Below are 25785 nucleotides of genomic sequence, written 5' to 3' on the forward strand. Positions count from 1 at the left end.
TCACCCCGGGGTGAGGCGAGATGTCACTCTATCGGAGCGGTGCGGACGCCCGCCCGGGATGGGTGTCGCTCGGCCCGGGGCGAACACGCCCGGGGGCGCCGGCTCAGGGCAGGCCGAGCAGGGCGGCCGCGGTGGCCGCCGGCAGGGCGAGGGAGGCCGCCGCCACGAGCGCCGCCGCCGCGGCGGGCAGGGGCGCCGGCCGGGTGAGCAGCCGCGCGGCCCGGTCTCCGAGGCCCGCGGAGGTCGGCCCGGTCGCGTCGGCCTGGCCGGCCGGACCGGCGTCGGGGCCCGGGGCGGCCTGCGCGAGGGCCCGGACGAGCACGTCTGCCGGGGCACGGCGCAGGGCGGCGTCGTCGGCGAGCATCTCGGTCACCTGGACCACGGCCAGGCGCGCGGTCTCGGCGGTGGGCAGCCACGCGCACGCCCGCGCCCACGCGGCGAAGGCCAGGCGCAGCAGGCCGTGGTGCTGGTCGAGGTGGGCCCGCTCGTGGGCCACGACGGCGTCCAGCTCCTCCGGCGACAGGCGCGCCAGCAGGCCGCTCGAGACGACGGTGAGGGCCTCCCCTCCGCGCGGGGAGCCGGGCACGCAGTAGGCCAGCGGGTCGTCGACGGGCAGCTCGCGGGCCCCGCGCGCCCCGCCGGGCCACCGGCCCGCGTCGGCGGGGCCCGTGGCCACGAGCTCGACGGCGTCCCGGTGGCGGGCCCGGGCCCGCAGGGTGCGGACGGCGGTCACGGCCGTGGTGAGCAGCAGGTGCACCGCGATCCCGGCCCCGGCGCCCACCGCCATCAGGTGCAGGCCGACGGGCAGGCCGGTGGGCCGCGGCGCGGCGGCGGCGTCGCCGGCCAGGTGCGCGGCCAGCCGGGGCGCCGCCGCCACGAGGCCCTCGCCCCACGGCAGCAGGCCCCACACGAGGGGCGCGCCCAGCAGGGCGAGTCCGCCGGCGAGGGCGACGGCCTGCCAGGCGAGGGCGGCGAGCACGGGGGAGCGGGCCGGCCACGCGGCGCGCCCGAGCAGCACGGGCACGGGTCCGGCCAGGGCCACGGCGACGACGGCGAGCAGCAAGACGGGGACGGACACGGTGCCTCGGCGTCCGGGTCAGTCCAGCAGGCGGCGCAGGGCGGCGGAGTCGGTCTCCGAGATGCCGCCCACGAAGGCGGCCAGGACGGTCTCCCGGTCCGGGGCGGAGCCGAGGAGGTCCCGCAGCAGCTCCGCCGTGTGGGCCTCCCGGGTCACGGCGGCGCGGAAGCGGCGGGGGCGGCCACCCTCGGCGGGGCGCACGCGGCCCTTGGCCGCCAGCCGGGTGAGGGCCGTGTGGACGGTGGTCAGGGCGGGCGGGGCGCCCTTGCGGTGCAGGAGGGTGCGGACCTCGGCGGCCGTGAGGCCCTCGGCGTGGTCCCAGAGGAGGTCCATCACGGCGCCTTCGAGGCGGGCGCGGGTCATGGGTCCTCCTTCGTCTCACCGGTGCGTGCCCCCCGATCCTAGGCCAGGGGCGCCGGCGAGGCCCGTCGCCGTCGGTCGTTTTCTACAACGTGTAGAAAAAGTGGCTAGGGTGGACGGGACCCTCCGGTCCGTCCCCGCCGGAGCCCGCCTCGTCTCAGGAGCCGTCCGTGGATCCCCTCGACCTCGCCCGGTGGCAGTTCGGCATCACGACCGTCTACCACTTCCTCATGGTGCCCCTGACCATCGGCCTCGGCCTGGTGGTCGCCGTCATGCAGACCCTCTGGGTGCGCACCGGCCGGGAGCAGTACCTGCGCATGACGAAGTTCTGGGGCAAGCTCTTCCTGATCAACTTCATCATGGGCGTGGCCACGGGCATCGTGCAGGAGTTCCAGTTCGGCATGGCCTGGTCCGAGTACTCCCGGTTCGTGGGCGACGTCTTCGGGGCCCCGCTGGCCCTGGAGGCGCTCATCGCCTTCTTCCTGGAGTCCGTGTTCCTGGGCGTGTGGATCTTCGGCTGGGGCCGGGTGCCCCGCCGCCTGCACCTGGCGGCCATCTGGTGCGCCGTGATCGGGGCCCACCTGTCCGCGTACTTCATCATGACCGCGAATGCCTTCATGCAGCATCCGGTGGGCTACGAGGTGGTCGACGGGCGGCCCGTGCTGAACGACATCGGTGCGGTGCTGGCCAACCCCATCGTCCTCACGCACTTCCCCCACACCATCGCCGGCTCCTGGGCCGTCGCCGGAGGCTTCCTGCTCGGCATCTCCTGGTACCACCTGTGGAAGCGCCGGCGGGACGGGATCGACACCGTGGACGAGCACGGGCGCGTCGTCGTCGGCACCACGGGCTCCAAGGCCCGCGACCGCCTGGACCACCGCGTGTGGATCACGTCCCTGCGCGCCGGCGCCGCGGTGGCGATCGTCGGCTTCCTCGGCACCGCCTTCACCGGGCACGCCCAGGCGCAGCAGATGATCGAGTTCCAGCCCACGAAGATGGCCTCCGCCGAGGCCGCGTGCCACGACGGCACCGCCTTCTCCGTCCTCACCCTGGGCGACCTGGGCGCGGGCGACCGCACCACCTGCACCGACGTCACCACGGTGATCGAGCTGCCCGGGCTGCTCTCCTACCTCGCCTACGAGGACTTCACCACCCCCGTGCCCGGCCTGAACTCCCTGCTGCCGGACTTCGAGGAGCGCTACGGCACGCACCTGCCGGACGACCCGCTGTACGGCGAGCGCGCCGGAGCGCCCATCGACTACCAGCCGCTCATGGAGGTCACCTACTGGGGGTTCCGCCTCATGATCACCTTCGGCGGCCTCGGCGCGCTGGCCGGGGCGCTCACCCTCTGGATGACCCGCCGCGGCACGGTCCCCGACTCGCGGGGCTGGACGGCCACCGCCGTCGCCTCCATCGGCGCCCCCTTTGCGGCGAACGTGGCCGGCTGGGTGTTCACCGAGATGGGCCGGCAGCCCTTCGTGGTCTACCCGAACCCCGCCATGGGCGTCGACGAGGTGTACATGTTCACGGCCGCCGCGGTCTCCCCGGGCGTGAGCGCCCAGGAGGTGCTCGCCTCCCTGATCGTGCTCGTGGGGATCTACGCCGTGCTGCTCGTCGTCGAGGTGGTGCTGATGGTGCGCTACGTGCGCGGCGGCGTGCCCGCCGGCATGCCGGAGCTCACGGCGGACGAGCACCGGGACCCCGACGAGGACCGCCACGACCGCGACGACGTGCTCGCGTTCGCCTACTGACCCCCGCAGCTGAGAGGACCGAACGAGAATGGCCGAGGCCCTGCCCGTCTTCTGGTACGTGATCATCGCCGTGCTCTGGCTCGGCTACCTGGCCCTGGAGGGGTTCGACCTCGGCGCGGGCATGCTCATGCAGGCCTGGGCCCGCGACGAGCGGCGCCGCCGGGTGCTGCTGAACGTGATCGGCCCCGTGTGGGAGGGCAACGAGGTCTGGCTCATCACGGCGATCGGCGCGATGTTCGCGGCGTTCCCGTTCTGGTACGCCTCCCTGCTCTCCACGCTGTACCTGCCCATGCTGCTGCTCCTGCTCGCCCTGATCCTGCGGGCGGTCTCCATCGAGTACCGCGGCAAGGCGCGCACGGACCGCACGCGGGCGGTGTGGACCTGGTGCCTGGCCCTGGGCTCCTTCACGGCCGCCTTCGTCGTGGGCGCCTTCCTGGCCCTGACCACCACCGGGCTGCCCATCGACGCGAACGGCGACCGCGTGGGCGGGCCCTTCGCGTGGCTCAACGGCTGGGCCGTGCTGGGTGGGCTGGCCGTGGTCGGCTTCTCCATCGCCCAGGCGTGGGCGTTCATCGGGCTCAAGACCGACGGCGCCCCGCGGCAGGCGGCCGCCCGCTTCCTCTCGCGCTGGACCCCGGTGGCCCTCGTCCCGCTGCTCGTGTGGGCCGGCGCCGTCCTGCTGCGTGGCGACCGCCCCTGGACGTGGGCGCTGCTGGCCGCCGGCGTCGCGGCCGCGGCCGGGTCCGTCGTGGCCGCCCGCCGAGGCCGGGAGGGCCTCGCCCTGGCCGGCCTGACGCTGTTCCTCGTGGCGGCCTGGAGCGCCGTCATGATCGTCCAGTTCCCCGTGCTGCAGCCCTCCACCGTGGACCCGGCCTTCGACCTCACCGCCGAGATCGCGGCCTCCGGCCCGTACACGCTGGGCATCATGGCCGTCATCAGCCTCGTCTTCGTGCCGATCGTGCTGGCCTACTCCGCGTGGTCCTACTGGGTGTTCCGCCGTCGCGTGCGCGAGACCCACATCCCCGAGCCCCACGCCGTGGAGCCGGTGTGACCGACGACGGCGCGCCCCGTGGGCCAGGCCGCAAGCACGACGACGGCCCCCGGCGCCGCCGCGGCCCCGACCTGAGCCCGGCCGCGCGCCGCGCCGTCGCGGCGATGCTCGGGCTCGCCGCGCTGCGGGCCGCGGGCTGGATCCTGCTCGCCGAGTCGCTCGCCCGCCTGCTGACCCGCATGGCCGACACGCTCGACCCCGAGGGCACGGCCCAGCTCGTCGAGATGCTCTTCCTCCCGCCCGCGCCCGTCGGGCCGGTCGGTGCGGCGTCGTCGTTCGCCGGGGCCCTCGCGCTCGGCGCCGCCGGCGTGGGGCTGCGCGCCCTGGCCGACGCCGGCCAGCGGGTGTGGGGCCGCCGCGCCGCGCTCGGCGTGCAGGTGGGCGTGCGCCGCGACCTCGTGGCCCACCGCCTGGCCTCCGCGGACGGCTCGCGCCCCCGCTCGGGCGCGGACGCCGTGCTGGTCACCCACGGCCTGCAGGGCCTGGACGACTACTACACCGAGGTCCTGCCGGCCCTGGCCTCCGCCGCCGTCGTGCCCCCGGTCCTCGGCGCCTGGATCCTCACCCGGGACCCGCTCTCCGCCCTCGTGGTGCTGCTGACCGTCCCGCTCGTGCCGTTCTTCATGGTCCTCATCGGCCGGCACACCCAGGAGCGGATCGACGCCGCCCAGGACGGGCTGGACCGCCTCTCCGGCCACCTCGTGGAGCTCGCCCGCGGACTGCCCGTGCTCGTGGGGCTGCGCCGGGCCGGCGTCCAGCGCCGCGCCCTCGAGCGGGCCTCGCAGCGGTACCACGCCGCCACCCTGGGCACCCTGCGCACCGCGTTCGTCTCCGGCATGGCGCTCGAGCTGATCGCCTCGCTCTCCGTGGCCGTGATGGCCGTGTTCATCGGCCTGCGCCTCGTCTACGGGCAGATGGACCTCGGTGCCGGGCTCGTGGTCCTCGTCCTGGCCGCCGAGGTGTACCTGCCCCTGCGTGACGTCGGCAGCGCGTACCACGCCTCCGAGGACGGCCGCGAGGCCGAGGGCCGGGCCCGCGCCGCCGCGCGGGCGCCCGTGCCCGGGGCGGCCCGGGACGCGCTCGCGGACCCCACCGCCGCACCGGCGCGCGCGGCCGGCCCCGCGGCGGCCCCGCCCGGCGCGGTGGTCCTCGAGGACGTCGGCGTGGCCTTCGGGGACCGGCCCGTCCTGCAGGGCGTGGACCTGCGCGCGGCGCCGGGCACGCTCACCGTGCTCGGCTCGGCCTCCGGCACCGGCAAGTCCACCCTCCTGCACCTGCTCGCGGGACTGCTGCGCACCACGGACGCCCGCGTGCAGGGGAGGGTGAGCGGCGTGGACCCGGACCGCACCGTGTGGGTCGGCCAGCATCCGCGCCTGCTCGAGCCCACGGTGGGCGAGGAGCTCGACGCCGCGGCCGGCCGGGCGCTTGCGGACTCCGAGCGCGCCGCCGTGCTCGCCGCCGTCGCCCTGGACGGCGCGGCGCACCGGCGGCCCGTGGAGCTCAGCCCCGGCGAGCTGCGGCGCGTCGCCCTGGCCCGGGCGCTGGCGCGGCTGAGCAACGCCGGCGCGGACCGGCGCCCCTGGCTCGTCCTCCTGGACGAGCCCACCGCCCACCTGGACGACGCCGCTGCGGCCGCCGTGCGCGCCGGCGTCGTCGCGCTCGCCCGCGCGGGCGTGCCCGGCCTGGCCCTGCCGCCGTGCACTGTGGTGGCCGCCTCCCACGACCCGGCGCTGCAGCGCACCGCGGACGCCCTCGTCGACGCGCAGGGCACGCCCCTGGCCCCGGCCGGGGCCGCGGTCGGCGGCGCCGCGGATCCCGAGGCCGCCGCGGCCGGCGGCGCCGCGGATCCCGAGGCCGCCACGACGGCCGCCGTCGCCCTGCCGGCCGCGGTCGCCTCGCCGGTCGAGGCGGAGCCCGTCCCCGCCTCCGCGACCTCCACCGCGCCGTCCCCGGCGGCTGCGCGCCGTGCCCGGACGCGCGCCGCCCTGCGGATCCTGCCGTGGCGCTCGGGCCGGCTGTGGGCCGGCGTCGCGTGGGCCACGGGGACGCACCTGTCCGCGGCGCTGCTCGCGGGGCTCTCGGGCTGGCTCATCGTCACCGCGGCGGGGCGGCCGCCCGTGCTGTACCTGCTCTCCGTGATCGTGCTGGTCCGCGCCTTCGGCCTGTCCCGCGCGGTGCTCCGCTACCTGGACCGGCTGGCCACCCACGACGCCGTCCTCGGCTGGGCCTCCCGGCTGCGGCTGTGGCTGTGGGACGCCCTGGGTCGCCGGCCCGCCCTGTGGGGGCGCCTGAGCCGCGCCGACGGGGCGCTGTCCGTGCTCGTCGCGGACGTGGACGCCCTGCGGGACGCCGCGCCGCGCGTGATGGTGCCCGTGCCGGCGGCCGTGCTCGCGTGGCTCGTGAGCGCCGGGGCCGTGGCCCTGCTGGCCCCGGAGCTGGCCGTGGCCGCCCTCGTGCCCGGCGCCCTGGGGCTCGTGGCGATCCCCGTCGTCGTCGCGGCGCTCGACCGGCGCCAGACCCAGGCGGCCGTGCGCCACCGCGCTGGGATGCTGGACCGGGTCGCGGCCGTGCTCGCCGCCGCCCCGGACCTGCATGGCCTCGGCCGGGCCCGGGCGGCCGCCGACCGGCTCGCGGAGGCGGACGCCGCCCTGCAGGCGCCCCAGCGCCGGGCGGCGTGGGCCGCGGGCGCCGGCCGGGCGCTGGCGGTCCTCGTCTCCGGGGGCACCGCGCTGGCCGTGGCCCTGACGGCCACCCAGACCGGCACCGCCGCGGCCGTCGCCGCCTTAGCGGTGCTGCTCGTCCTGTCCTGGGCGGAGCCCTACGGGGCCCTCGCCCAGTCCGCCCAGGAGCTGGGCACCCTGGCGTCCCAGGCGCGCGCCGCGGCCGACCTGCTGGGCGAGGACGAGCCCGGCACCGCGGTCCCGGACGCAGCGGACCCGGGCCGGGCCTCGGCCACGCCCGACCCGACGTCCGCCTCGATGTCCGCCGACTCGGAGCCGGCGGCGCCCGTGCGCGTCACGGGCCTGGTCCTGCGCGGCGCGGCCGTCCGCTTCGAGGGCGCGGACGCGCCGCTCTGGAGCGGCGTCGACCTGCGCGTCGAGCCGGGGCAGACCGCCGTCGTCACCGGTCCCTCCGGCGCGGGCAAGTCCACCCTGCTGGCCGTGCTGCTGGGGTTCCAGCCGCTGGCCGAGGGCGCCTACCTGCTGCGCACCGAGTCGGACGGGCGCCGCGTCGAGGCACCCGCGGACGCGGCGGCGCTGGCGCGCGTGGCGTGGACGCCGCAGGACGCGCTCCTGTTCGACTCCAGCCTGCGCGGCAACCTGGCGCTCGCCCGGGATCCCGAGGACGCCCCGGACGACGCGGAGCTCACCGCGGTGCTCGAGCGCGTCGGCCTCGGCCCCTGGCTGGCCGCGGCCCCGGAGGGACTGGACACGCCCGTGGGCGCCGGCGGCCGCGTGCTCTCGGGAGGCCAGCGCCAGCGCCTGGCCGTGGCGCGCGCCCTCGTGGCCCGGGCCGACGTCGTGCTCCTGGACGAGCCCACCGCGCACGTGGGCCAGGACGAGGCCCTGGCCCTGATGGCGGACCTGCGCGCGGCCCTGGCCGGGCGGATCGCCGTGGTGGTCACCCACGACGAACGCCTGGCCGCGGAGGCCGACGTGCGGCTGCGCCTGGGCGTCAGTCCGCCGAGACCGTCACGGGGTCGTCCGCGACCGGCAGCGCGCTGAGCAGCTCGGGGGAGGCCCCGGCGCCGACGGCCTCGATGCGCTGGTCCACGGGCACGCCCGAGCCGTCGCGGCGCCCGTACTCGACCGGCAGCGCCCGGGCCACGCCGGCCTTCGAGGCGGCCAGCGCGGGGCCGGCGCCCACCCAGCCGAGCACGAGGGACGTCTCGCCCTTGAGCAGCCGGTGCGCGCGCACGCCGCCGGTGCCGCGCCCCTTGGCCGGGTACTCGCCCAGGGGCGTGACCTTCACGGAGCCGCCGGCGGAGCCGAGCAGATCGCCCTCGCCGTCCGTCACCGTCACCACGACGGCGGGGCGCGGGTGGGCGGCCGCGTCGTCGCCGGAGCCGGTGAGGGAGGCGGCGGGGGCCACGCCGAAGGTGAGGACCGCGTCGTCGGCGGCCACCCGCAGGCCGGCCACGCCGCCGGCGGCCGGACCCTGGGGGCGGACCGCGGACGCGGCGTAGCGCAGCAGCTGCCCGGCGCGGGTGAGGAAGACCAACTGGTCCTCGTCGTCCACGGCTGGGGCGGCGCCGACCACCGCGTCGCCGTCCTTGAGGGCGATCGCCTCCGCCACCTCGCGGTTCAACGGCCACTCGGGGCGCACCCGCTTGACCACGCCCTGGGCGGTGCCGAGGGCGATCACGGCGTCCAGGGGCACGAGCGCCACGAGGCTCTCGCCCTTGCCGAGGGGCACCAGCTCCTTGGCGGGGACGGACCCGGTCATCGCCGGGGCCGCGGAGGGCTCGGGCGCGGCGGGCAGGTCCACGGCCTGGATCCGGTGCAGCGCGCCCGTGGAGGTGAGGGCGCCGATCTCACCGCGGGCCGTCGTCGCCACCACGGAGGCGAAGGCGTCGTGCTTGCGGCGCCGCCCCTGCGAGGCGATCGGGGTGCGGTCGGCGGTGCGCAGCAGGCGCCCGGAGGTGGTGAGCACGGCCCAGCAGGCGGTGTCCGGGACCATGAGGTCCGCCCCGGCCTGGGCGGCCCCGGCGGGGGTGGGCCCGCCGGCGGTCGAGGCGGCGGGGGCGGCCACGGTCTCGGCCTCGAGCAGGACGGTGCGGCGGTCGTCGCCGAACTCGTCGGCCACGGCCTGCAGCTCGGCGGAGACCACCTCGCGCAGGCGCGCCTCCGAGCCGAGGATCGCCTCGAGCTCGGCGATGGCGGCCTGCAGCTCGTCCCGCTCGGCCTCGAGCTCGATCCGGGAGAACTTCGTGAGCTGGCGCAGGCGCAGCTCGAGGATGTGGTCCGCCTGCACCTGGGTGAGGTCGAAGACCCCCATCAGCCGGGTGCGCGCGGCGGCCGTGTCGTCCGAGGAGCGGATGATCTCGATGACCTCGTCGATGTCCACGAGGGCGAGCAGCAGGCCCTCCACGAGGTGGAGGCGGTCCTGGCGGCGCTGCAGCCGGTGGGCGGTGCGGCGGCGGACCACGTCGAGGCGGTGGTCCACGTAGACGCGCAGCAGCGGCAGCAGGCCCAGGGTCTGCGGCTGGCCGTCCACGAGGGCGACGTTGTTGATGCCGAAGGTCTCCTCGAGCGGCGTGTGCCGGTAGAGGGCGGCGAGCACGGCCTGCGGGTTGAAGCCCGACTTCAGCTCGATCTGCAGGCGCAGCCCGTTCTTGCGGTCCGTGAGGTCCACGACGTCGGCGATGCCGCTGAGCTTCTTCGCGTCGACGCCGGCCTTGATCCGCTCGATGACCTTCTCCGGACCCACGGCGTACGGCAGCTCGGTGACCACGAGCCCGGTCCGGCGCGCCGAGACCTGCTCCACGGCGACGGCGGCGCGCATCCGGAAGGTGCCCCGGCCGGTGGCGTAGGCGTCGCGCACCCCGTCCAGCCCCACGATCCGGCCGCCCGAGGGCAGGTCGGGGCCCGGGATGTGCGCCATGATCGCCTCGAGGTCGGCCTCGGGGTCGGCGAGCAGGTGGCGGGCGGCCGCCACCACCTCGCGCAGGTTGTGCGGGGCCATGTTCGTGGCCATGCCGACGGCGATGCCCGTGGTGCCGTTGACCAGCAGGTTCGGGTACGCGGCGGGCAGGACGGCGGGCTGCTGGAACTGGTTGTCGTAGTTGGGGACGAAGTCCACCGTGTCCTCGTCGAGGTCCGCGGTGAGCGCCAGGGCGGCCGGCGCCATGCGGGCCTCCGTGTAGCGCGGGGCCGCGGGGCCGTCGTCGAGCGAGCCGAAGTTGCCGTGCCCGTCCACCACGGGCAGGCGCAGGGAGAACGGCTGGGCCAGGCGGACCATCGCGTCGTAGATCGCGGCGTCGCCGTGGGGGTGCAGCTTGCCCATCACCTCGCCCACCACGCGGGCGGACTTCACGTGGCCGCGGTCCGGGCGCAGCCCCATCCGGGACATCATGTAGAGGATGCGCCGCTGCACCGGCTTGAGCCCGTCGCGGGCGTCCGGCAGGGCGCGGGAGTAGATCACCGAGTAGGCGTACTCGAGGAACGAGGCCTCCATCTCCTCGGAGACGTCGACGTCGACGATGTTCTCCTGCTCCAGCGGGAGCGGGCGCGCGACGTCCTGCTCGGAGGGGCGGGAACGGGAAGAACGGGACATCATGGTGCTCGGGGAGTCCTCACGGCGTCGGGGATTGTCTAGGGTGAATCCTATGGGTGACACCGAACCGGTCCGCGACTATCCGAGCCACTGGGAGGCCGACGTCGTCCTCCGCGACGGCGCCACGGCGCGTCTGCGCCCCATCACCCCGGAGGACGCGGACGAGCTGAAGCGCATGCACGCCGGGCAGTCCGAGACCTCGATCTACCTGCGCTACTTCACCTACAAGTCCGAGCTCAGCGCCAAGGACCTGGACCGGTTCACGCACGTGGACCACAAGGACCGGGTGGCGTTCGTGATCACGCGCGGCGGCCGCCTGCTCGGCGTGGGCCGGTACGACCGCTACGGGGACTCCGACGCCGCCGAGGTCGCGTTCAACATCTCCGACGCCGCGCAGGGCCGCGGCCTGGGCTCCATCCTCATGGAGCACCTGGCGGTCGCCGCCCGCGAGCACGGCATCCGGCGGTTCACCGCGGAGGTGCTGCCGGAGAACCGCAAGATGCTCTCCGTGTTCCAGGAGTCCGGCTTCGAGGTCACCCGGCGCTTCGAGGACGGCGTCGTGGCCGTCGAGTTCCCCATCGACCCCACCGCCCGCTGGCGCGCCGTGGTCGAGTCCCGCGAGCACCGCGCCGAGGCCCGCAGCGTCGCCGAGCTCGTGGCTCCGGAGTCCGTGGCCGTCGTCGGCGCCTCCCGCGACCCCCAGGCCGTCGGCTCCATGGTGCTGCGCCACATCCTCGAGGGCGGGTTCACCGGCCCCGTGCACGCCGTGAACCGCGCCGCCGGCGAGGTGCAGGGCCTCACCGCCCACGCCTCGCTCGCCGAGATCGGCGAGGAGGTCGAGCTCGTGGTGGTCGCGGTCCCCGTGGACCAGGTGGAGGCGCTCGTCCCCGAGGCCGCCGCCGCCGGCGCCGCCGGACTGCTGGTCCTCACCTCCGGCTACGCCGACGCCGGCGCGGAGGGCCTCGAGGCCCAGCGCCGGCTCGTCTCCCTCGCCCGCGCCCACGGCATGCGCGTGATCGGTCCCGCCTCGGCCGGGCTCGTCCGCACCGACCCCGCCGTGCGGCTCAACGCCTCGCCCTACCCGGGCCTGGCCCAGCGCGGTCCCGTCGGCCTGTTCAGCCAGTCCGGCGCCGTGGGCGCCATGGTCTCCGCCGGCGCCAAGCGCCGCGGGGTGGGCGTGTCCACCTCGATCAGCGCCGGCAACCGCGCCGACGTCTCCGGCAACGACGCCATGCAGTTCTTCGAGGCCGACCCGCACACCGCCGCCGTCGGCGTCTACCTCGAGTCCTTCGGCAACCCGCGCAAGTTCACCCGCATCACCCGGCGCCTGTCCCGCACCAAGCCCGTCGTGGTGGTCCGCTCCGACGTCACCGGCCGGTTCCTGCCCCCCGGGCACGAGACCCGCACCACCCAGGCCCCCGAGGGCGCCGTGGACTCGATGCTGGACCAGACCGGCGTGCTCGAGGTCCACACCCACGAGGCCATGCTCGACCTGCTCATGGCCGTGGCCAGCCAGCCCCTGCCCACCGGCCGCCGCGTGGTGCTCGTGGCCGACTCCCTCGCCGTGGACCGGCTCGCCCGGGACGCCGCCGCCGAGGCCGGCCTCGACGTCGTCGCCACGGTGGGCCTGGCCGGCAGCGAACAGGGCGTGGCACCGCCCGCCGAGACCCTCGTCGCCTCGGTCCGCGAGGCCGTCGCCCACGAGCAGGCCGACGCCGTCGTGGTGGTGGGCCGCCTGGGCCTGCACCAGGAGGACGACGACCCCGAGACCGTGGCCCGCGCCCTGGCCGAGGCCACGGCCGGCGCGCGGATGCCCGTGCTCGTCTGCCTCACCGACGTCGTCTCCCCGCGCTACGCCGGGGCCACCCTCGGCGCCTCGGGCCCCGTGGCCGACGACGCCGAGCCCGGCTCCTTGCAGCCCGGCGTGCCCTTCTACCCCTCGCCCCAGCAGGCCATGAGCGTGCTCGGCGCGCTCGCGGACTATGTCCGGTGGCGCGGGGAGGACGCCGGCGAGCCGCTCGAGCCGGCCGACGTGCGCCTGCACGCCGCCGAGGACCTGGTGGAGGCGGCCGCCGCGCGCGCCGAGGGCACCGAGCTGGTGCGTCTGAGCCCGGCCGAGACCGAGGAGCTCCTCGGGCACTACGGGATCGCCGTGCTGCCCTCGGCCCGCTTCGAGACGGCGGACGAGGCCGTGGCCGCCGCCGAGAGGCTCGGCTTCCCGGTGGCCGTCAAGGCCGTGGACCCGCACCTGCGCCACCGGCTGGACCTGGGCGGCGTGCGGCTGAACGTGGTGGACGCCGACTCGCTGCGGCGCAACGTGGAGCAGATGCGGCGCGTCCTTGCGCCCTTCGGGGTCACCGAGCTCGAGGTCCAGGCCATGGCCCCGGCCGGGCAGGCCTGCATGGTCACGGCGCTGGAGGACCCGCTGCTGGGCCCCGTGGTGTCCTTCGGCATCGCCGGCGACGCGACCGACCTGCTGGGGGACTGGGTGCACCGGGTGCCCCCGCTGACAGACCGCGACGTCGCCCGCATGGTCCGCGCCCCGCGCGCGGCGGCCAAGCTGGAGGGCGGCGGCGGGGTGCCCGCTGTGGACCTCGCCGCCCTCGAGGACCTCGTGGGCCGGGTCAGCGTCCTCAAGGACGACCTGCCCCAGGTGGCCCGGCTGCGCTTCTCGCCCGTGCTCGCCTCCCCGGAGGGCGTCACCGTCCTCCAGGCCGAGGTGGACGTGGCGAACGCCGCCGGCCGCACCGACTCCGCCCGCCGCGCCCTGCGCGGCAGCTGAGCGGGCCGTCCCCAGGCACCGGTCGCCCGGCGCGGGCGGCCCGTAGCATGGAGCCCATGAGCCCGTTCCGCAGGAGTCACGAGTCCGGCCGTCCCGAGCACCGCCCCGGCGCCCCGGCGTCGGGGGAGCACCGGCACGAGGCCCGCACGCTGGAGGGCGCCGGCGGGCTCGGCGCCTCGCTCGCGCGCGCCGGCTTCTACCCGGAGCTGGTGGCGCACGCGATCGCCGTCGAGCTGGGGGAGCGCACCCCGGACGCGCACCTGGTCCACGTGGACACGCACTTCGACTACGAGGAGATCCACCGGCACATCACCGTGCTCGTGCTCGCCCAGGACGCGCTGCTGGCCGTCCACCTGGACGACCACGCCGCGGACGCCGCCGGCCAGGCCGTGCTCGCGCAGGTCTCCACCGAGATGGTCCCGGTGCGGGCCCTGGGCTCGGTGGTGCTCACCACCGGCCACGCCGACCCGGCCCGCTTCAGCCCCGCGGACCCCGTGGCGGAGATGACCCTCGGCCTGATCTGGGCCGGCGGCCAGCGCCTTGACCTGCAGCCCGCGGGCTGCGCGGACCCGCAGTGCGACCTCGACCACGGCTACACCGGCACCGCCACCCGCGAGGACCTCGTGATCCGCGTCGCCGCGGACGCCGACGGGCAGGGCGCCGTGGACGGCGCGCTCGCCTTCGCCCGTGCCCTGCGCCGGGCCCACCTGGCGGCCACCGCGTGAGCGGACCCGCCGTCCCCGTCGGCGTCGTGCCCCCGGAGCGGGCGCTGCGCTCGGTCCTGACCTCCGCGGCCGCCGCGCTCGGCGTCCCCGGCTGCGAGAACGCGCTGGGGGTGCCCGCGAGCCGCCGCGTCGTCGTCGCCCTCGTGGACGGGCTCGGCCGATCCGTGCTCAAGCGCTTCGGCGGGCACGCGCCCACGCTGCGCGCGGCGATGGCCGACAGCGGCCGGGTGCTGCAGGCCGCCGTGCCCACCACCACCGCCGCGTCGCTGACGAGCCTGGGCACCGGTCTGGACGTCGGCGAGCACGGGGTGGCCGGCTACGACGTGCTCGACCCTGAGCGGGACGCCGTGGTCAACCAGCTCGGCGGCTGGGACGAGGCCACGGACCCCGTGGCCTGGCAGCCGCGGCCCACCGTGTTCGAGCGGGCCGGGGCGGCCGGCGTGGACGCCGTGACCGTCTCCCTGCCGGCGTTCGAGCACTCCGGGCTCACCCGGGCGGGGCTGCGCGGCGGGCGGTTCGTGGCCGGCCGCGGCCTGCTGGCCCGCGCGCAGGCGGCCGAGCGGGTGCTCAAGGACGCCCGCGAGCCCACCCTCGTGTACTTCTACGTCAACGAGCTGGACAAGGCGGGGCACCGGGACGGCGTCGGCTCGGACCGCTGGCTGCACGCGCTGGAGGAGATCGACGGCGCCCTGCGCCGCCTGGTGGACCGCGTCCCCGCCGGCACCGTGGTGCTCGCCACCGGCGACCACGGGATGGTGGACGTGCCGCCGACGCGGCGCGTGGACTACGCGGCCGCCGACGAGTCCGGCGCGCTCGCCGACCCCGCCCTGCTCGAGGGGATCGCGCACACGGCGGGGGAGCCGCGCCTCGTGCAGCTGCACTTCCGGCCCGACGCCGACGCCGACGTGCGCGCGCGGGTGCGGAGGGCCTGGGAGGACCGCTTCGGCGCCCACGCGTGGGTGCTCACCCGCGACGAGGCCGTGGCGGCCGGCTGGTTCGGGACCGTGGTGGAGGAGCGGGTGTGCGGGCGCATCGGCGAGCTGCTCGTCGCGGTGCACGGCGACCTCGCGCTCTACGACGGCCGCCGCGTGGCCCCGCACGCCTTCGAGATGGTGGGCCAGCACGGCTCGCCCACCCGCGCCGAGCGCGAGGTCCCGCTGCTCACCTGGCGGCGCTGAGCCGCGGGATCCGGCGCCTCCGGCAGCGGGGATGCGGCGGCGACCTGCGGGGACGGCGACGGCCCGCGACCGGATCGGTCGCGGGCCGTCTGCGCGGCGGCTGCTCAGTCGCCCTTGCGGCCGAACACGATCTCGTCCCAGCTCGGCACGGACGCCCGGCGCGCCGCGGAGCGGGCGCGGGGCCGCGGGGTCACCACGGGCATCGCCGGACGATCGCGGGCCGCGGGCGCCTCGGCCTTCCGGGCCTCCTCGTCGTCCGCGTCCTCCGCCGCGTCCGAGGGGGTGTCGGCGGGGACGTCGTCGTCGGCGGCGTCGGTCGGAGCGGCCTCGGAGGCGTCGGCTACCTCGGCCGCGGGGTCCGCGGTCGTCTCCGGCGTCTCGTCCGCCCGGTCGACGACGGCCTGGACCTCGGCGGGGGTCGCGGCATCGGCGCCGACACCGGCCGGGCGCTCGTGCGGGGAATCCTCTCCGGAGCCGGCCTCGTCCGCTGCGGCTCGGCGGCCCTCCGCGTCCACGGGGGCGAGGCGGCGCGGGGCGTCGTCCTCGCGGGCCTGGCGGTCGGCGTGCTCGCGGGCGATCAGGTGGGCCAGGGCGTCGTCGGACTCCACGTCCGCGCCCACGCGCTGGCCGCGGCGCACCCGCAGGATCTCCAGCAGGTCGGCGTCCCGGTCCGTCCTCGCGGAGGCGGCGCCCGCCGGGGTGACGGACTCCGGCGCGTCGGCCGCGACCTCGGCATCCACGGACTCCAGCGGGGCGTCGGCGGGGGCGCCGGCCTCGGCGCGGGAGAACACGTCCCAGGCCTCGGCCTCGGAGAGGACGCGGGCCCACGCGTTCCGGGGCTCCAGGTGGCGGCCGGCCGGGCGGAAGGACCACAGGGCGGGCGGCTGCTCGCGCGTGGGCAGGCCGGTCAGCCCCGCCACGGAGAAGCGGGCGGCCACGGTCCAGCCGCCCTGCTCGCCGCGCCAGGCGTCCCACTCCAGGGAGGAGCCGTCCACGCCGATCTCGGCGAGGCGGTGGCCGGCGAGGAGGCCGAGGGTGCTGGGCCCGCCGTCCTCGACGACGTCGGAGTAGAGGTCCGGGCCGCCGACCCAGACCTCCACGGCCTGGGCCTGCTGGGCCATCCAGCCGCGCTCGGCCAGCACCGGGTAGCCGTAGGTGCGGATGCGGGAGAACGCGTTGCCGCTCTCCCGGGCCACCTGCTCCACCGAGGCGCCGGCGCGGATGCGCTGCTGGATCTCGCGGGGGGAGAGGGGTTCCGCCTCCTGGGTGGCGGCGGCCTTCACGGACTCCTGGTCCGTGAGCGCGGCGGGGGAGGCGGCAGCGGGGGCCGTGTCGTCGTCCTCGGCGTCGGCCGCGGGCTGCGGGGTCTGCGTCGGGGCCGGCTCGGGGTCGATGCGCGGGGTCAGGGACAGCTCCTCGTCCGGACGGGTGGGGCCGGGGGCGTCCTCGCTCTGGCCGGCCGCGTCATCGTCGTCCGACGGTTCCTCGCCCCCGGGCGAGTCCTCCTCGGCGGCCTCGTCCATCTCCGCCAGGTCGTACCAGGAGGAGGATGCGGGGGCGGCGTCGTCGTCGCCCGCCCGCTCGGCGTCCTCGAGCACGAGGCGGCGCAGGTAGGGGGTCAGGGGGAGCGCGTGCTCGGCGCCGTCGGGATCCAGCAGGCGCAGGGCGTCGCCGTCCTCGGTGGGTCCGGTCAGTCGCAGCTCTGCCATGGCGGTGGTCCCTCCCACGTCGTGTTCTCGTCACCGGGCGCGCGGCCGCCCGGCCGGGCATTCCCCGATCCTAGCGGCCGGGCCGCGCGGCGGACCCCGACCGGCGCCCGCCGGGACCCGCGCGTCCGCCGTCGGCGAGACGGCCCGTCATCATTTGGCAGGGCGGAGGTCATGGTGCACAATCTACGCGCAACGGCGCAGGCCGGTCCCGTGTGCTCCGGCCACGGGCCAGTCCCGCCACTGCCCGGCACCGGTCCCGGTGCCGTCCCCCACCAGCGGAGCGTGAGAACCCCATGGCCACCGACTACGACGCCCCTCGGAAGAACGAGGAAGAGCTGAGCCAGAACTCCATCGAGGAGCTGAAGGCGCGGCGCACGGACACGCAGTCCGCCGTGGTGGACGAGGACGAGACCGAGGCGGCGGAGGGCTTCGAGCTGCCCGGCGCGGACCTCTCCGGCGAGGAGCTCTTGGTGCGGGTGCTGCCCGCACAGTCGGACGAGTTCACCTGCGCCTCGTGCTTCCTGGTCCGCCACCGCTCGCAGGCCGCCCGCGAGAAGAACGGCATGACCTACTGCACCGACTGCGAGGGCTGAGCCCGGCGCAGCCTCCCGGTCAGCGGTCCTCGTCCGCCGTGTCCTCCTGGACCATGGTGCCGCCGAGGGCCGCGACCAGCTCCTCGGGGCGCCGCGTGCTGGTGAGCCAGTAGGGCGTGCGGTCCCGCTCGTCCGTCAGCTGGATGCGGACCACGGGGGAGATCCAGCCGCGGACCACCACGAAGGCCAGGCCGTGCAGCAGGGGGCCGCGCTGCCGGCGGGCGTCCTCGCCGCGGTGGCCGGTGACCTCGCCGACGTGCCGGCGCTCGATCGAGGCCCGGCCCACCTGCAGCGTGCGCTCGCGCACCACGATGCGCGGCGTCGTCGTCAGCAGCAGGAGCGCCTCGAGGCCGAAGAAGACGACGGCCGCGGCCACCCCGACCCACAGGTCGATCGGCGCGAACACCAGGATCGTCAGCGACGCCAGCATCAGCGCCACCACCCACACGCCCGCCGAGGGCGTCAGCCGCTCCTCGAACAGGACCCGGTCCGACCCCTGGGCGGGGTCCTGGGGGCGGTCGACGGGCGCATCGGAGACGGGGTGCTGCTGGGGTTCACGCATGGATCCCAGCTTCCCACATCCCGGGCCCCACGACGGCGCGACGGCGCCGCGGACGGCGGCCGCGGCGCACCGCGCGCACCGCCCGTGGGGGCGCGGGGCTCGTGTAGGGTCGGGCCTCGTGACCGACTCCGCCGAGCTGCCCGTGCCCCTGCACGCCCTGGACCCGGCCCTGGCGCCGCCCGCCTACGCCCAGCCCGGCGACGCGGGCGCCGACCTGCGCGCCGCCGTCGACGTGACGCTCGCCCCCGGCGAGCGGGCCCTCGTCCCCACCGGCGTGGCCCTGGCCATCCCGGAGGGCTTCGCCGGCTTCGTGCACCCCCGCTCGGGCCTGGCCGTGCGCCACGGCCTCAGCGTGGTCAACGCCCCCGGCACCATCGACGCGGGCTACCGCGGCGAGATCAAGGTGCCCCTGATCAACCTGGACCCGACCGACGCCGTCGAACTGCGCCGCGGCGACCGCATCGCCCAGCTGGTGATCCAGCCGGTGGTGCGGGCCCGCTTCGAGCCCGTCGACGCGCTGCCCGGCTCGGAGCGCGGCGCGGCCGGCTTCGGCTCGACCGGCGGGTTCGGCACCGAGAACGCCCCTGGGAGGACATCGTGATCTTCGGACGGAACCGCAAGGTGCGCCACGAGCAGGTGAGCCTGCCCGAGGAGCTGCTGGAGGAGCGCGACCACGAGGTCGCGGCCCTCCCCGAGGCCGCCGAGACCGGCCCGCACGACGTCGCCACCCGCCCCGACCCGGCCGGCGCCATCGACCTGGGCTCGTTGCGCGTGCGCGCGGTGCAGGGCATGAAGCTGCGCCTGGACGTGGAGGACTCCACCAAGCGCATCGTCGCGGCCACCATCACCCTGGGTCGCTCCGCGCTGCAGGTGCAGGCGTTCAGCGCCCCGCGCCGCGCGGGCCTGTGGGACGAGGTGCGCGAGGAGCTGCGCGACTCCCTGGACACCACCCCGAACGCGACCGTGCAGGAGCAGGCCGGCCGCTTCGGCACCGAGATCCTCACCCGCGTCCCCGCGGCCCTGCCGGACGGCTCGCCCGGCTGGAACGTCGTCCGGTTCGTGGGCGTGGACGGCCCGCGCTGGTTCGTGCGCGGCGCGTTCCAGGGCGAGGCAGCCTTCCAGCCCGACGCCGCCGCCCAGCTCGAGCAGGTGTTCTCCGACATCGTGGTGGTGCGCGGCGATGAGCCGATGCCCCCGCGCGAGCTGCTGCCCCTGCGCCCGCCGGCCAACGCCCGCCCTGTCCAGCGCCGCCGCCCCGGCGCCGCGCCCGACGCCGGCCGTGACGTGCTCGCGGACACCGAGCGCGGCCCGCAGGAGGCCCCCGCTCTGCCCGAGCGCGGCCCGGAGATCACGGAGATCCGGTGAGCCCCGCCGCCGGGGAGCGGGCCGACGCCGGCCCCGGCGACCTGATCGAGCGCCGAGGCGTCGTCGCCTCGGTGACCCTGCCGGGCGCCGACGACGCCACCGTCTTCCGCGCCACCCTGACCGACCGCCTGCCGGAGCCCGGCAGCGTCACGCCGACGGAGTCCCTCCAGCTGGTCTGGCACGGCCGACGCCGGGTGCCCGGGGTGATGCCCGGCCAGTGGCTGGCCGTGCGCGGGCGCCTGACGCGACCGGACGGCGTCCTCACCCTGCACAACCCCGCGTTCGACCTGATCGACGCACCCGAGGCCGCGCTGCGCGCGCGCCCGCCCCGAGAGGAGAGCCCGTGACCGAGCCCCGCGGACCCGAGAGCCCCGCCCCGGACGTCGCCGGAGCGCTGCCGTCCCGGGCCCGCGTGGACGAGCAGGGCCGCCTGGACGCGCTGGCGAGCGTGGGCGGCTGGCGCGGCATCGTCGAGGCCTCCCTGCCCACACTCGTGTTCATGGCCGCCTACGTCGTCAGCCAGCAGGTCTGGCCCTCGGGCGTCGCGGCGGTCGCGGTGGCGCTCGTGCTCGGCGTCGTGCGCCTGGTCCAGCGGCAGTCGCCGGTGCAGGTGCTGGCCGGCCTGGCCGTCGTCGTGCTCTCCGTGGTGGTGGCCCTGACCACCGGGCAGGCCCGCGACTACTACCTGTGGGGCTTCGTGACGAACGCCGCCTACGGGCTGGCCTTCGCGCTCTCCGTGGCCGTCGGCTGGCCCGCCGCGGGCCTCGTGCTGGGGCTCGTCCGCGGCGAGGGCATGCACTGGCGCCGGAGCCCGCGCCGGCGCCGCGCCTACGCGACGGCCACGTGGATCCTCGTAGCGGTCTTCGCGCTGCGCCTGGCCGTGCAGGTGCCGCTCTACCTCGCGGACGCGGTCACCGCCCTGGGCGTGGCCCGGCTGGTGATGGGCCTGCCGCTCTACGCCCTCGGGCTCTGGCTCGCCTGGTCGGTGAGCGCGCCGGCGCCGGGAGAGGACGACGGCCTGCGCCCGGCGGCGGAGGACGAGCCGGCCCCCGGGCGGGCCTGAGCGCGGTCCTCGCCGACCAACAGGCGGCGCAGGGCCGTCTCGGCCGCGGCCGCGGCCAGGAAGAACAGCTCGTCCCCGGCCTCGAGCACCTCGTCCGCCGTGGCGTGGCGTGGCGCGCCGTCGCGGACGACGGCCACGAGCGGGGCGTCCTGCGGCCACGAGACGGTGCCCACGCGGCGCCCGGCCAGCCAGTGCTCCGCCGGCACGCGGAACTCCGAGAGCGCCGTGCCGCCGGCCTCGAGCCTCAGCAGCCGCACGAGGTCGCCGGTCTCCACGGCCTCCTCGACGAGCGCCGTCATGATCGACGGCGTGGACACCGCGACGTCCACGCCCCAGGACTCGTCGAAGAGCCAGTCGTTGAGCGGGTTGTTCACGCGGGCCACGGTGCGGCCCACCCCGAACTCGGATCGGGCCAGCAGCGAGCACACGAGGTTGGCGCGGTCGTCGCCGGTGGCGGCCACGAGCACGTCCGCCTCCATGGCGCCGCACCGCTCGAGGAGCGCGAGGTCGCACGCGTCCCCGAGCACGAGCTTCGCCCCGCCCACGTCCGCCTTGCGCGCGGCATCCGGGCGGATCTCGAAGACGACCACCTCGTGGCCGTGCGCGTGCAGCTCCCGGGCCACGGAGGCGCCCACGGCGCCGGCCCCGGCGATGACGGCCCTCATGCCCGTCCCTCCTCGTCCTCGTCCTCGGCGTCCCGGTCCGGTCGGACGGCCTCGCCCTGCAGGGCGGCCTCCACCTGGTCCCGGCGGTCCACGGGGTACACGGCGTGCAGCAGGTCGCCCTCCTGGAGCCGGTCGCCCGGCTGGGGGAGCAGCCCCTCGCCGCGCCGCGTGAGATACGCGATGCGCAGCCCGGCCCCGGACTCGACGTCCGTGAGGCGCCGGCCCCACCACGAGGGGTGGGGGACGAGCCCGGTGACGAGCAGCCGTCCCGAGGCGTCCCGGCGCTCGACGTCGGCGGTGCCGGCCGGCAGCAGGCGGTGCAGCACCTGGTCCGCCGTCCACTGGACGGAGGCGACCGTGGGGATCCCCAGGCGCTGGTACACCTTCGCCTGGTCGGCGTCGTAGATGCGGGCCACCACGTGCTCCACGTGGAAGGTCTCCCGGGCCACGCGCGCGGCGATGATGTTGGTGTTGTCCTCCGCCGTCACGGCCGCCAGGCCCTGGGCGCGGTCCACGCCCGCGGCCAGCAGGGCCGCGCGGTCGAAGCCGACGCCGGCCACGAGCTCGCCGGAGAAGCCGGGGACGAGCCCGTCCACGGTGCGCGGGTCGCGGTCCACAAGCGCCACGGAGTGCCCGGCCGCGTCGAGCGCGCAGGCCAGGCGGGTGCCCACCCGGCCGCCGCCGACGATCACGTAATGGGCCATGCCCGCTCCTGCCTCTCGTGCCGAATGCCGCGCGTCGGGGAGCCGGCGCGCGGGCACCATCCTCGCACCCGGCGGCCCCGCCGGGGAGCATCCCGCCCCGTGGGACGGGAGGCCGGGCGGGGCCCGGCGCGGAGTACCGTGGTCCGGTGGCCACGCTGTCCTCCCTCCTGCGCCGCGGCCTGCTCGGCCGCCCCGTGGCGTCGCACGACGTCGCCGAGCCCCGGATGAGCCGGTGGCAGGCCCTGCCGGTGACGTCCTCGAACGCCCTGTCCTCGCTGGCCTACGCGCCGGACGAGATCGTGCTCACCCTCGTGGCGGCGGGCACCGCGGCGCTCGCGCTCGGCCCGCTGGTGGGCTGGGGCGTCGTCGTGGTCATGCTGCTGATCGTGGCGTCCTTCCGGGCCGCCGTGGCGGCGGTGCCGCAGGGGGGCATCTACCAGATGGCCCGCACCAAGCTGGGCCCCCGCGCCGGCGTGGTGGCCTCGGCCGCCCTGCTGCTGGACTTCGTCTTCACGGCGGCCGTGTCCGTGGCCGCCTTCGCCCACTTCGCCGCTGCGCTGCTGCCGGGCCTGGGCCTGGAGAGCCGCGTGCTGGTGGCCTGCGCGGCCCTCGTGGGCGTGCTGCTGGCCTCGCTGCGCAGCGCGCGGCTCTCCCGCTGGGCCCTGCCCGTGCTGGTGAGCGCCTTCGTGGCGCTGACGGCGCTGCTCGTGGCGGCCGGCCTGTGGCAGGAGGGCCAGGGCCTGCTGGGCCGGGCGGCCACGTCCGGCTGGACCCAGGAGGGCGCCGGGATCGGCGGCACGGTGGGCGCGGTCGCGACGGCGCTGCTCGCCCTGCGCGCGTTCAGCGCCGGCTCGGTGCTGCTCACCGGCGTCGAGGTGCCGGTCTCCAGCAGCTCCGCCATGGCCCGCCCCGCCGTGGCCACCGTGCGCTGGGTGCTCGCCGTCATGGCCCTGACCCTGGGCGCGCTGACGCTCGGCGTCATGCACCTGGCCCAGCGCACCGGCGTCGTCGTCGCCCTGGACCCCGCCCGCCTGCGCGACGCGGCCGGCCGGCCGGTCGCCGAGGCCGACACTCCGGCGCCCGTCATCGCCCAGCTCGCGGACACCGTCTTCGGCCCGGGCAGCGTGCTGTCCCTGGCGACGATCGCGGCGACCGCCCTGCTGCTGCTCTTCGCCGCCCGCTCCGCGTTCCGCTCGTTCCCCGCCCTGGCCTCCCGGCTCGCGGAGGACGGCTACCTGCCGCGCCAGCTGCGCGTGCGCGGCGACCGGCTCGTGCACACGTGGGGCGTGCTCGCCCTCGGGGCGGCCGCCCTCGCGCTGGTGCTGCTGTTCCGCGCCCAGACCGCGCTGCTCGTGCAGCTCTACGTGATCGGCGTGCTGCTGGCCTTCACCCTGGCGCAGGCCGGGATGCTGCGCCTGTGGCGCCGCCGCCTGGCCCAGACCCCCGGCGCCCGGGCGCGGGCGGCCGTGCGCCTGCGGCTGACGATCACGGCCGTCGCGTGGGTGGTGACGGCGCTGGCCGGCGTGGTGGTGCTGGTCACCCGGTTCGCGCAGGGGGCGTGGGTGGCGCTGCTGGCGATCGTGCTCGGCTCCCTCGTGATGGGCCGCATCCACCGGCACTACGAGGACGTGGGCCGCGAGCTCGCCCCCGACCCCGAGGACGACGCGCGGGCCCTGCCCTCCCGGGTGCACGTGGTGGTCGTGGTCAGCACCCTCAACCGGCCCGCGCTGCGGGCCCTCGCCTACGCCCGAGCCACGCGGCCCTCCTCGCTCGAGGCCGTGGTGGTCGACGCCGACCGGGCCGTCACCGAGGACGTGATCGACGCGTGGTCCCGCGCCGGGCTCCCGGTGCCCCTGACCGTCGTCGCCGCGCCCTACCGCGACACGGTGGTCCCGCTCGTGCGGCACCTGCGCGAGCGGCGCCGCCGCTCGCCGCGCGACCTGACCATGGTCTTCATCCCCGAGTACGTGGTGCGTCCCGGCTGGCGCACCCTGATGCACAACCGGACCGCCACCCGGCAGAAGCGGCGCCTGCAGCGCGAGGCCGGCGTGATGATCGGCTCGGTCCCGTGGCAGATCCACGAGGGCCAGGGGGACGGCGATCGGTCCACGACGGTGTGATCTTCAAGTGATCCAGCTGTGAGACGCGCCGACATCCGAGGCGACACGAGGGCACCTCGTCTGGGAGGATGGGGGAGAGGATCAGACCAGACGACGCGATGGGCAAGACCTGACGCGCGCTGAGATCCGAGAGGAGTCGGAAATGGCAGTCATCGACACATCCACGGGCGTCACGGGCATCGGGGGCACGATCGAGGTGGAGGTCGGGGCCATGGCCCACGGCGGCCACTGCGTCGCCCGCCACGAGGGCCGGGTCGTCTTCGTCCGCCACGCCGTCCCGGGCGAGAAGGTCCGCGTGGCCCTCACCGAGGCCGAGGAGGGCGCCCGCTTCTGGCGCGGGGACGTCGTCGAGGTGCTCCGGCCCTCCGAGTTCCGCCGCATCCACCAGTGGAAGCTCGCGGACATGCTGCGCGCCCACGCCTCCGGCCGTCCGCCGGTGGGCGGCGCCGAGTTCGGCCACATCGTGGTGCCCCATCAGCGCCGCCTCAAGGCCCAGGTCTTCCGGGACACCGTGCACCGCATCGCCGGCCTGACGGTCGAGCCCGAGGTCTGCTTCGCCGGCCCCGAGGACGAGCCCACGGGCCAGCGCTGGCGCACCCGCAACGCGTTCACCGTCACGCCGCAGGGCCACATCGCCATGCACGCGTACCGCTCCGCCACCCTGCTGCCCGTGCGCAACATGCCCCTGGGCGTGCCCGCGCTGGACGCCCTCGCCCTGTGGGACTGGGACTTCACCGGCGCCGCCCGCGTGGACGTCGCGACGCCGGCCTCCGGGTCCCGGCCGCTCGTGCTCGTCACCCCCACGCCGCAGACCCGCGCGGACGAGGCCAAGCTCGGCCGCCTGCGCACGCGCATCCGCCAGGCCGCCAACGCGTGCGGCGTGGACGTCTCCACCGGCCTGGCCCTGCCCGGCCCGAAGCGGCACTCCCCGGTCAAGGTGGAGCGCATCACCGGCAAGACCTGGGTCGAGGAGACCGTGGAGTCCGAGCGCGGCGGCACCAAGCGGTTCCGCGTCACGGGCGACGGCTTCTGGCAGGTCCACCGCCACGCCCCCGCCACCCTCGTGGACGCCGTCCTCGAGGACGCGCGGATCGAGCCCGGCCAGACCGTCGCGGACCTATACGGCGGCGCCGGCCTGTTCAGCGCCTACCTGGCCGACGCGGTCGGCCCCGAGGGTCGGGTCTTCTCCGTGGAGGCCGCCGGGCAGGCGTCCAAGGACGCGCGCCGCAACCTGCACGGCCAGCCGCAGGCCACCGTGCTCAACGGCCCCACGGACAAGGTCCTGGGCAGCTGGCTCAAGTACCCGGAGCGCACGGTCGCCGACGGCGGCCTCGAGGGCGCCTCGCTGGACACCGTCGTGCTGGACCCGCCCCGCGCGGGCGCCGGCCGCCGGGCGATCGAGCGCCTCCTCGCCCTGGAGCCCGGCCGCATCGTCTACGTCTCGTGCGACCCGGCGTCGTTCGCCCGGGACCTGGCCTGGCTGCGCGACGGCGGCTACGAGGTCGAGCGCGCCCGCGTGTTCGACCTGTACCCGGACACGCACCACCTCGAGTCGGTGACCGTGCTGGTCCCGGCCACTCAGCTCGCCGCGGTCCCGGCCATCGTCGAGATCTGACCCGCAGGGCGTGCGGCGGGATGCTCCCCGCCGCGCGCCATGCCGCCGTCACACGCGAGCGGCGCGGTACCCTGGGAGGCAGTGCGGCACCTGTGACGCAGACGACGCCCGTCCCGGACGGACCGTCGCCCGCGTAGGACGGGTGACCACCCCCCCCCACTGGACGAACGCCCGGAGGAACCGGGCGG

The 25785-nt window shown here is 76.7% G+C and carries 20 protein-coding genes; 13 read left to right on the plus strand and 7 right to left on the minus strand.

The features are described from left to right. Window positions 1–103 precede the first annotated feature (103 nt). Together HDA33_RS02700 and HDA33_RS02705 are read right to left on the minus strand one after the other, a co-directional pair. Entirely contained in the window at window positions 104–1078 is a 975-nt protein-coding gene (locus tag HDA33_RS02700) for a M48 family metalloprotease (RefSeq protein WP_184170649.1), read from the minus strand. Window positions 1079–1096: 18 nt separating this feature from the next. Then, complete coding sequence (locus HDA33_RS02705) at window positions 1097–1441, minus strand: BlaI/MecI/CopY family transcriptional regulator (RefSeq protein WP_184170652.1); 345 nt, start codon at window positions 1439–1441, stop codon at window positions 1097–1099. A 167-nt stretch (window positions 1442–1608) separates the two neighbouring features. Here HDA33_RS02705 and HDA33_RS02710 point away from each other — a divergent pair, with 167 nt between their 5' ends. From HDA33_RS02710 to cydC, 3 genes are read left to right on the plus strand one after another with little or no spacing between them, the layout of a single operon-like run. After that, window positions 1609–3189, plus strand: coding sequence for a cytochrome ubiquinol oxidase subunit I (locus HDA33_RS02710; RefSeq protein ID WP_095347518.1), 1581 nt, complete (start codon window positions 1609–1611; stop codon window positions 3187–3189). A 28-nt stretch (window positions 3190–3217) separates the two neighbouring features. Next, window positions 3218–4240: a cytochrome d ubiquinol oxidase subunit II gene (gene cydB / locus HDA33_RS02715; protein ID WP_049147391.1), complete on the plus strand. Its 1023-nt coding sequence runs from the start codon at window positions 3218–3220 to the stop codon at window positions 4238–4240. After that, window positions 4237–7965 carry a thiol reductant ABC exporter subunit CydC gene (gene cydC, locus HDA33_RS02720; protein WP_338104231.1) on the plus strand — a complete coding sequence of 1243 codons (3729 nt, stop codon included), beginning with the start codon at window positions 4237–4239 and terminating at the stop codon, window positions 7963–7965. The genes cydB and cydC overlap by 4 nt, the downstream gene beginning before the upstream one ends. On the opposite strand, the gene HDA33_RS02725 is transcribed toward cydC, so the two are convergent. Beyond that, window positions 7916–10519 carry a DNA gyrase/topoisomerase IV subunit A gene (locus HDA33_RS02725; protein ID WP_184170655.1) on the minus strand — a complete coding sequence of 868 codons (2604 nt, stop codon included), beginning with the start codon at window positions 10517–10519 and terminating at the stop codon, window positions 7916–7918. The genes cydC and HDA33_RS02725 overlap by 50 nt on opposite strands. Window positions 10520–10568: 49 nt before the next feature. Between HDA33_RS02725 and HDA33_RS02730 the strand changes: the two genes are divergently transcribed. From HDA33_RS02730 to HDA33_RS02740, 3 genes are read left to right on the plus strand one after another with little or no spacing between them, the layout of a single operon-like run. After that, on the plus strand, window positions 10569–13298 hold the full coding sequence (locus tag HDA33_RS02730) for a bifunctional acetate--CoA ligase family protein/GNAT family N-acetyltransferase (RefSeq protein WP_158493219.1): 2730 nt from the start codon (window positions 10569–10571) through the stop codon (window positions 13296–13298). Between the two features lie 56 nt (window positions 13299–13354). Then, complete coding sequence (locus HDA33_RS02735) at window positions 13355–14023, plus strand: DUF5998 family protein (protein WP_017489515.1); 669 nt, start codon at window positions 13355–13357, stop codon at window positions 14021–14023. Then, complete coding sequence (locus tag HDA33_RS02740) at window positions 14020–15201, plus strand: alkaline phosphatase family protein (protein ID WP_184170658.1); 1182 nt, start codon at window positions 14020–14022, stop codon at window positions 15199–15201. Before HDA33_RS02735 ends, HDA33_RS02740 begins: the two co-directional genes overlap by 4 nt. A gap of 104 nt (window positions 15202–15305) precedes the next feature. On the opposite strand, the gene sepH is transcribed toward HDA33_RS02740, so the two are convergent. Beyond that, the gene (sepH, locus tag HDA33_RS02745) at window positions 15306–16910 is read right to left on the minus strand and encodes a septation protein SepH (protein WP_184170661.1); all 1605 of its coding nucleotides are present in this window, start codon (window positions 16908–16910) and stop codon (window positions 15306–15308) included. A 293-nt stretch (window positions 16911–17203) separates the two neighbouring features. On the opposite strand from sepH, the gene HDA33_RS02750 reads away from it, so the two are divergent. Beyond that, window positions 17204–17503: a DUF4193 domain-containing protein gene (locus HDA33_RS02750; RefSeq protein WP_184170665.1), complete on the plus strand. Its 300-nt coding sequence runs from the start codon at window positions 17204–17206 to the stop codon at window positions 17501–17503. 19 nt (window positions 17504–17522) lie between these two features. Here HDA33_RS02750 and HDA33_RS02755 read toward each other — a convergent pair whose 3' ends face one another. After that, complete coding sequence (locus tag HDA33_RS02755) at window positions 17523–18065, minus strand: DUF3093 domain-containing protein (protein ID WP_184170668.1); 543 nt, start codon at window positions 18063–18065, stop codon at window positions 17523–17525. Window positions 18066–18183: 118 nt separating this feature from the next. Between HDA33_RS02755 and dut the strand changes: the two genes are divergently transcribed. Genes dut through HDA33_RS02775 form a run of 4 tightly spaced genes read left to right on the plus strand, consistent with a single transcriptional unit; the run spans window position 18184 to window position 20493 of the window. Then, complete coding sequence (gene dut / locus HDA33_RS02760; protein WP_338104232.1) at window positions 18184–18666, plus strand: dUTP diphosphatase; 483 nt, start codon at window positions 18184–18186, stop codon at window positions 18664–18666. Then, the gene (locus tag HDA33_RS02765) at window positions 18663–19430 is read left to right on the plus strand and encodes a DUF3710 domain-containing protein (protein WP_184170674.1); all 768 of its coding nucleotides are present in this window, start codon (window positions 18663–18665) and stop codon (window positions 19428–19430) included. The genes dut and HDA33_RS02765 overlap by 4 nt, the downstream gene beginning before the upstream one ends. Beyond that, window positions 19427–19777, plus strand: coding sequence for a single stranded DNA-binding domain-containing protein (locus HDA33_RS02770; protein ID WP_338104233.1), 351 nt, complete (start codon window positions 19427–19429; stop codon window positions 19775–19777). Before HDA33_RS02765 ends, HDA33_RS02770 begins: the two co-directional genes overlap by 4 nt. Beyond that, window positions 19774–20493, plus strand: coding sequence for a DUF3159 domain-containing protein (locus HDA33_RS02775; RefSeq protein WP_184170677.1), 720 nt, complete (start codon window positions 19774–19776; stop codon window positions 20491–20493). Before HDA33_RS02770 ends, HDA33_RS02775 begins: the two co-directional genes overlap by 4 nt. Here HDA33_RS02775 and HDA33_RS02780 read toward each other — a convergent pair. After that, window positions 20385–21158, minus strand: a complete 774-nt coding sequence (locus HDA33_RS02780; protein WP_184170680.1) for a potassium channel family protein — start codon at window positions 21156–21158, stop codon at window positions 20385–20387. The two genes, HDA33_RS02775 and HDA33_RS02780, sit on opposite strands and share 109 nt — an antisense overlap. Continuing rightward, window positions 21155–21862 carry a potassium channel family protein gene (locus tag HDA33_RS02785; RefSeq protein WP_184170683.1) on the minus strand — a complete coding sequence of 236 codons (708 nt, stop codon included), beginning with the start codon at window positions 21860–21862 and terminating at the stop codon, window positions 21155–21157. The genes HDA33_RS02780 and HDA33_RS02785 overlap by 4 nt, the downstream gene beginning before the upstream one ends. 146 nt (window positions 21863–22008) lie before the next feature. Here HDA33_RS02785 and HDA33_RS02790 point away from each other — a divergent pair, with 146 nt between their 5' ends. Further along, the gene (locus HDA33_RS02790; RefSeq protein ID WP_184170685.1) at window positions 22009–23982 is read left to right on the plus strand and encodes an amino acid permease; all 1974 of its coding nucleotides are present in this window, start codon (window positions 22009–22011) and stop codon (window positions 23980–23982) included. 142 nt (window positions 23983–24124) lie between these two features. Next, the gene (locus HDA33_RS02795) at window positions 24125–25597 is read left to right on the plus strand and encodes a class I SAM-dependent RNA methyltransferase (protein ID WP_184170688.1); all 1473 of its coding nucleotides are present in this window, start codon (window positions 24125–24127) and stop codon (window positions 25595–25597) included. Window positions 25598–25785: the final 188 nt, after the last annotated feature.

The sequence above is a fragment of the Micrococcus endophyticus genome (assembly GCF_014205115.1).
Classification (GTDB): domain Bacteria; phylum Actinomycetota; class Actinomycetes; order Actinomycetales; family Micrococcaceae; genus Micrococcus; species Micrococcus endophyticus.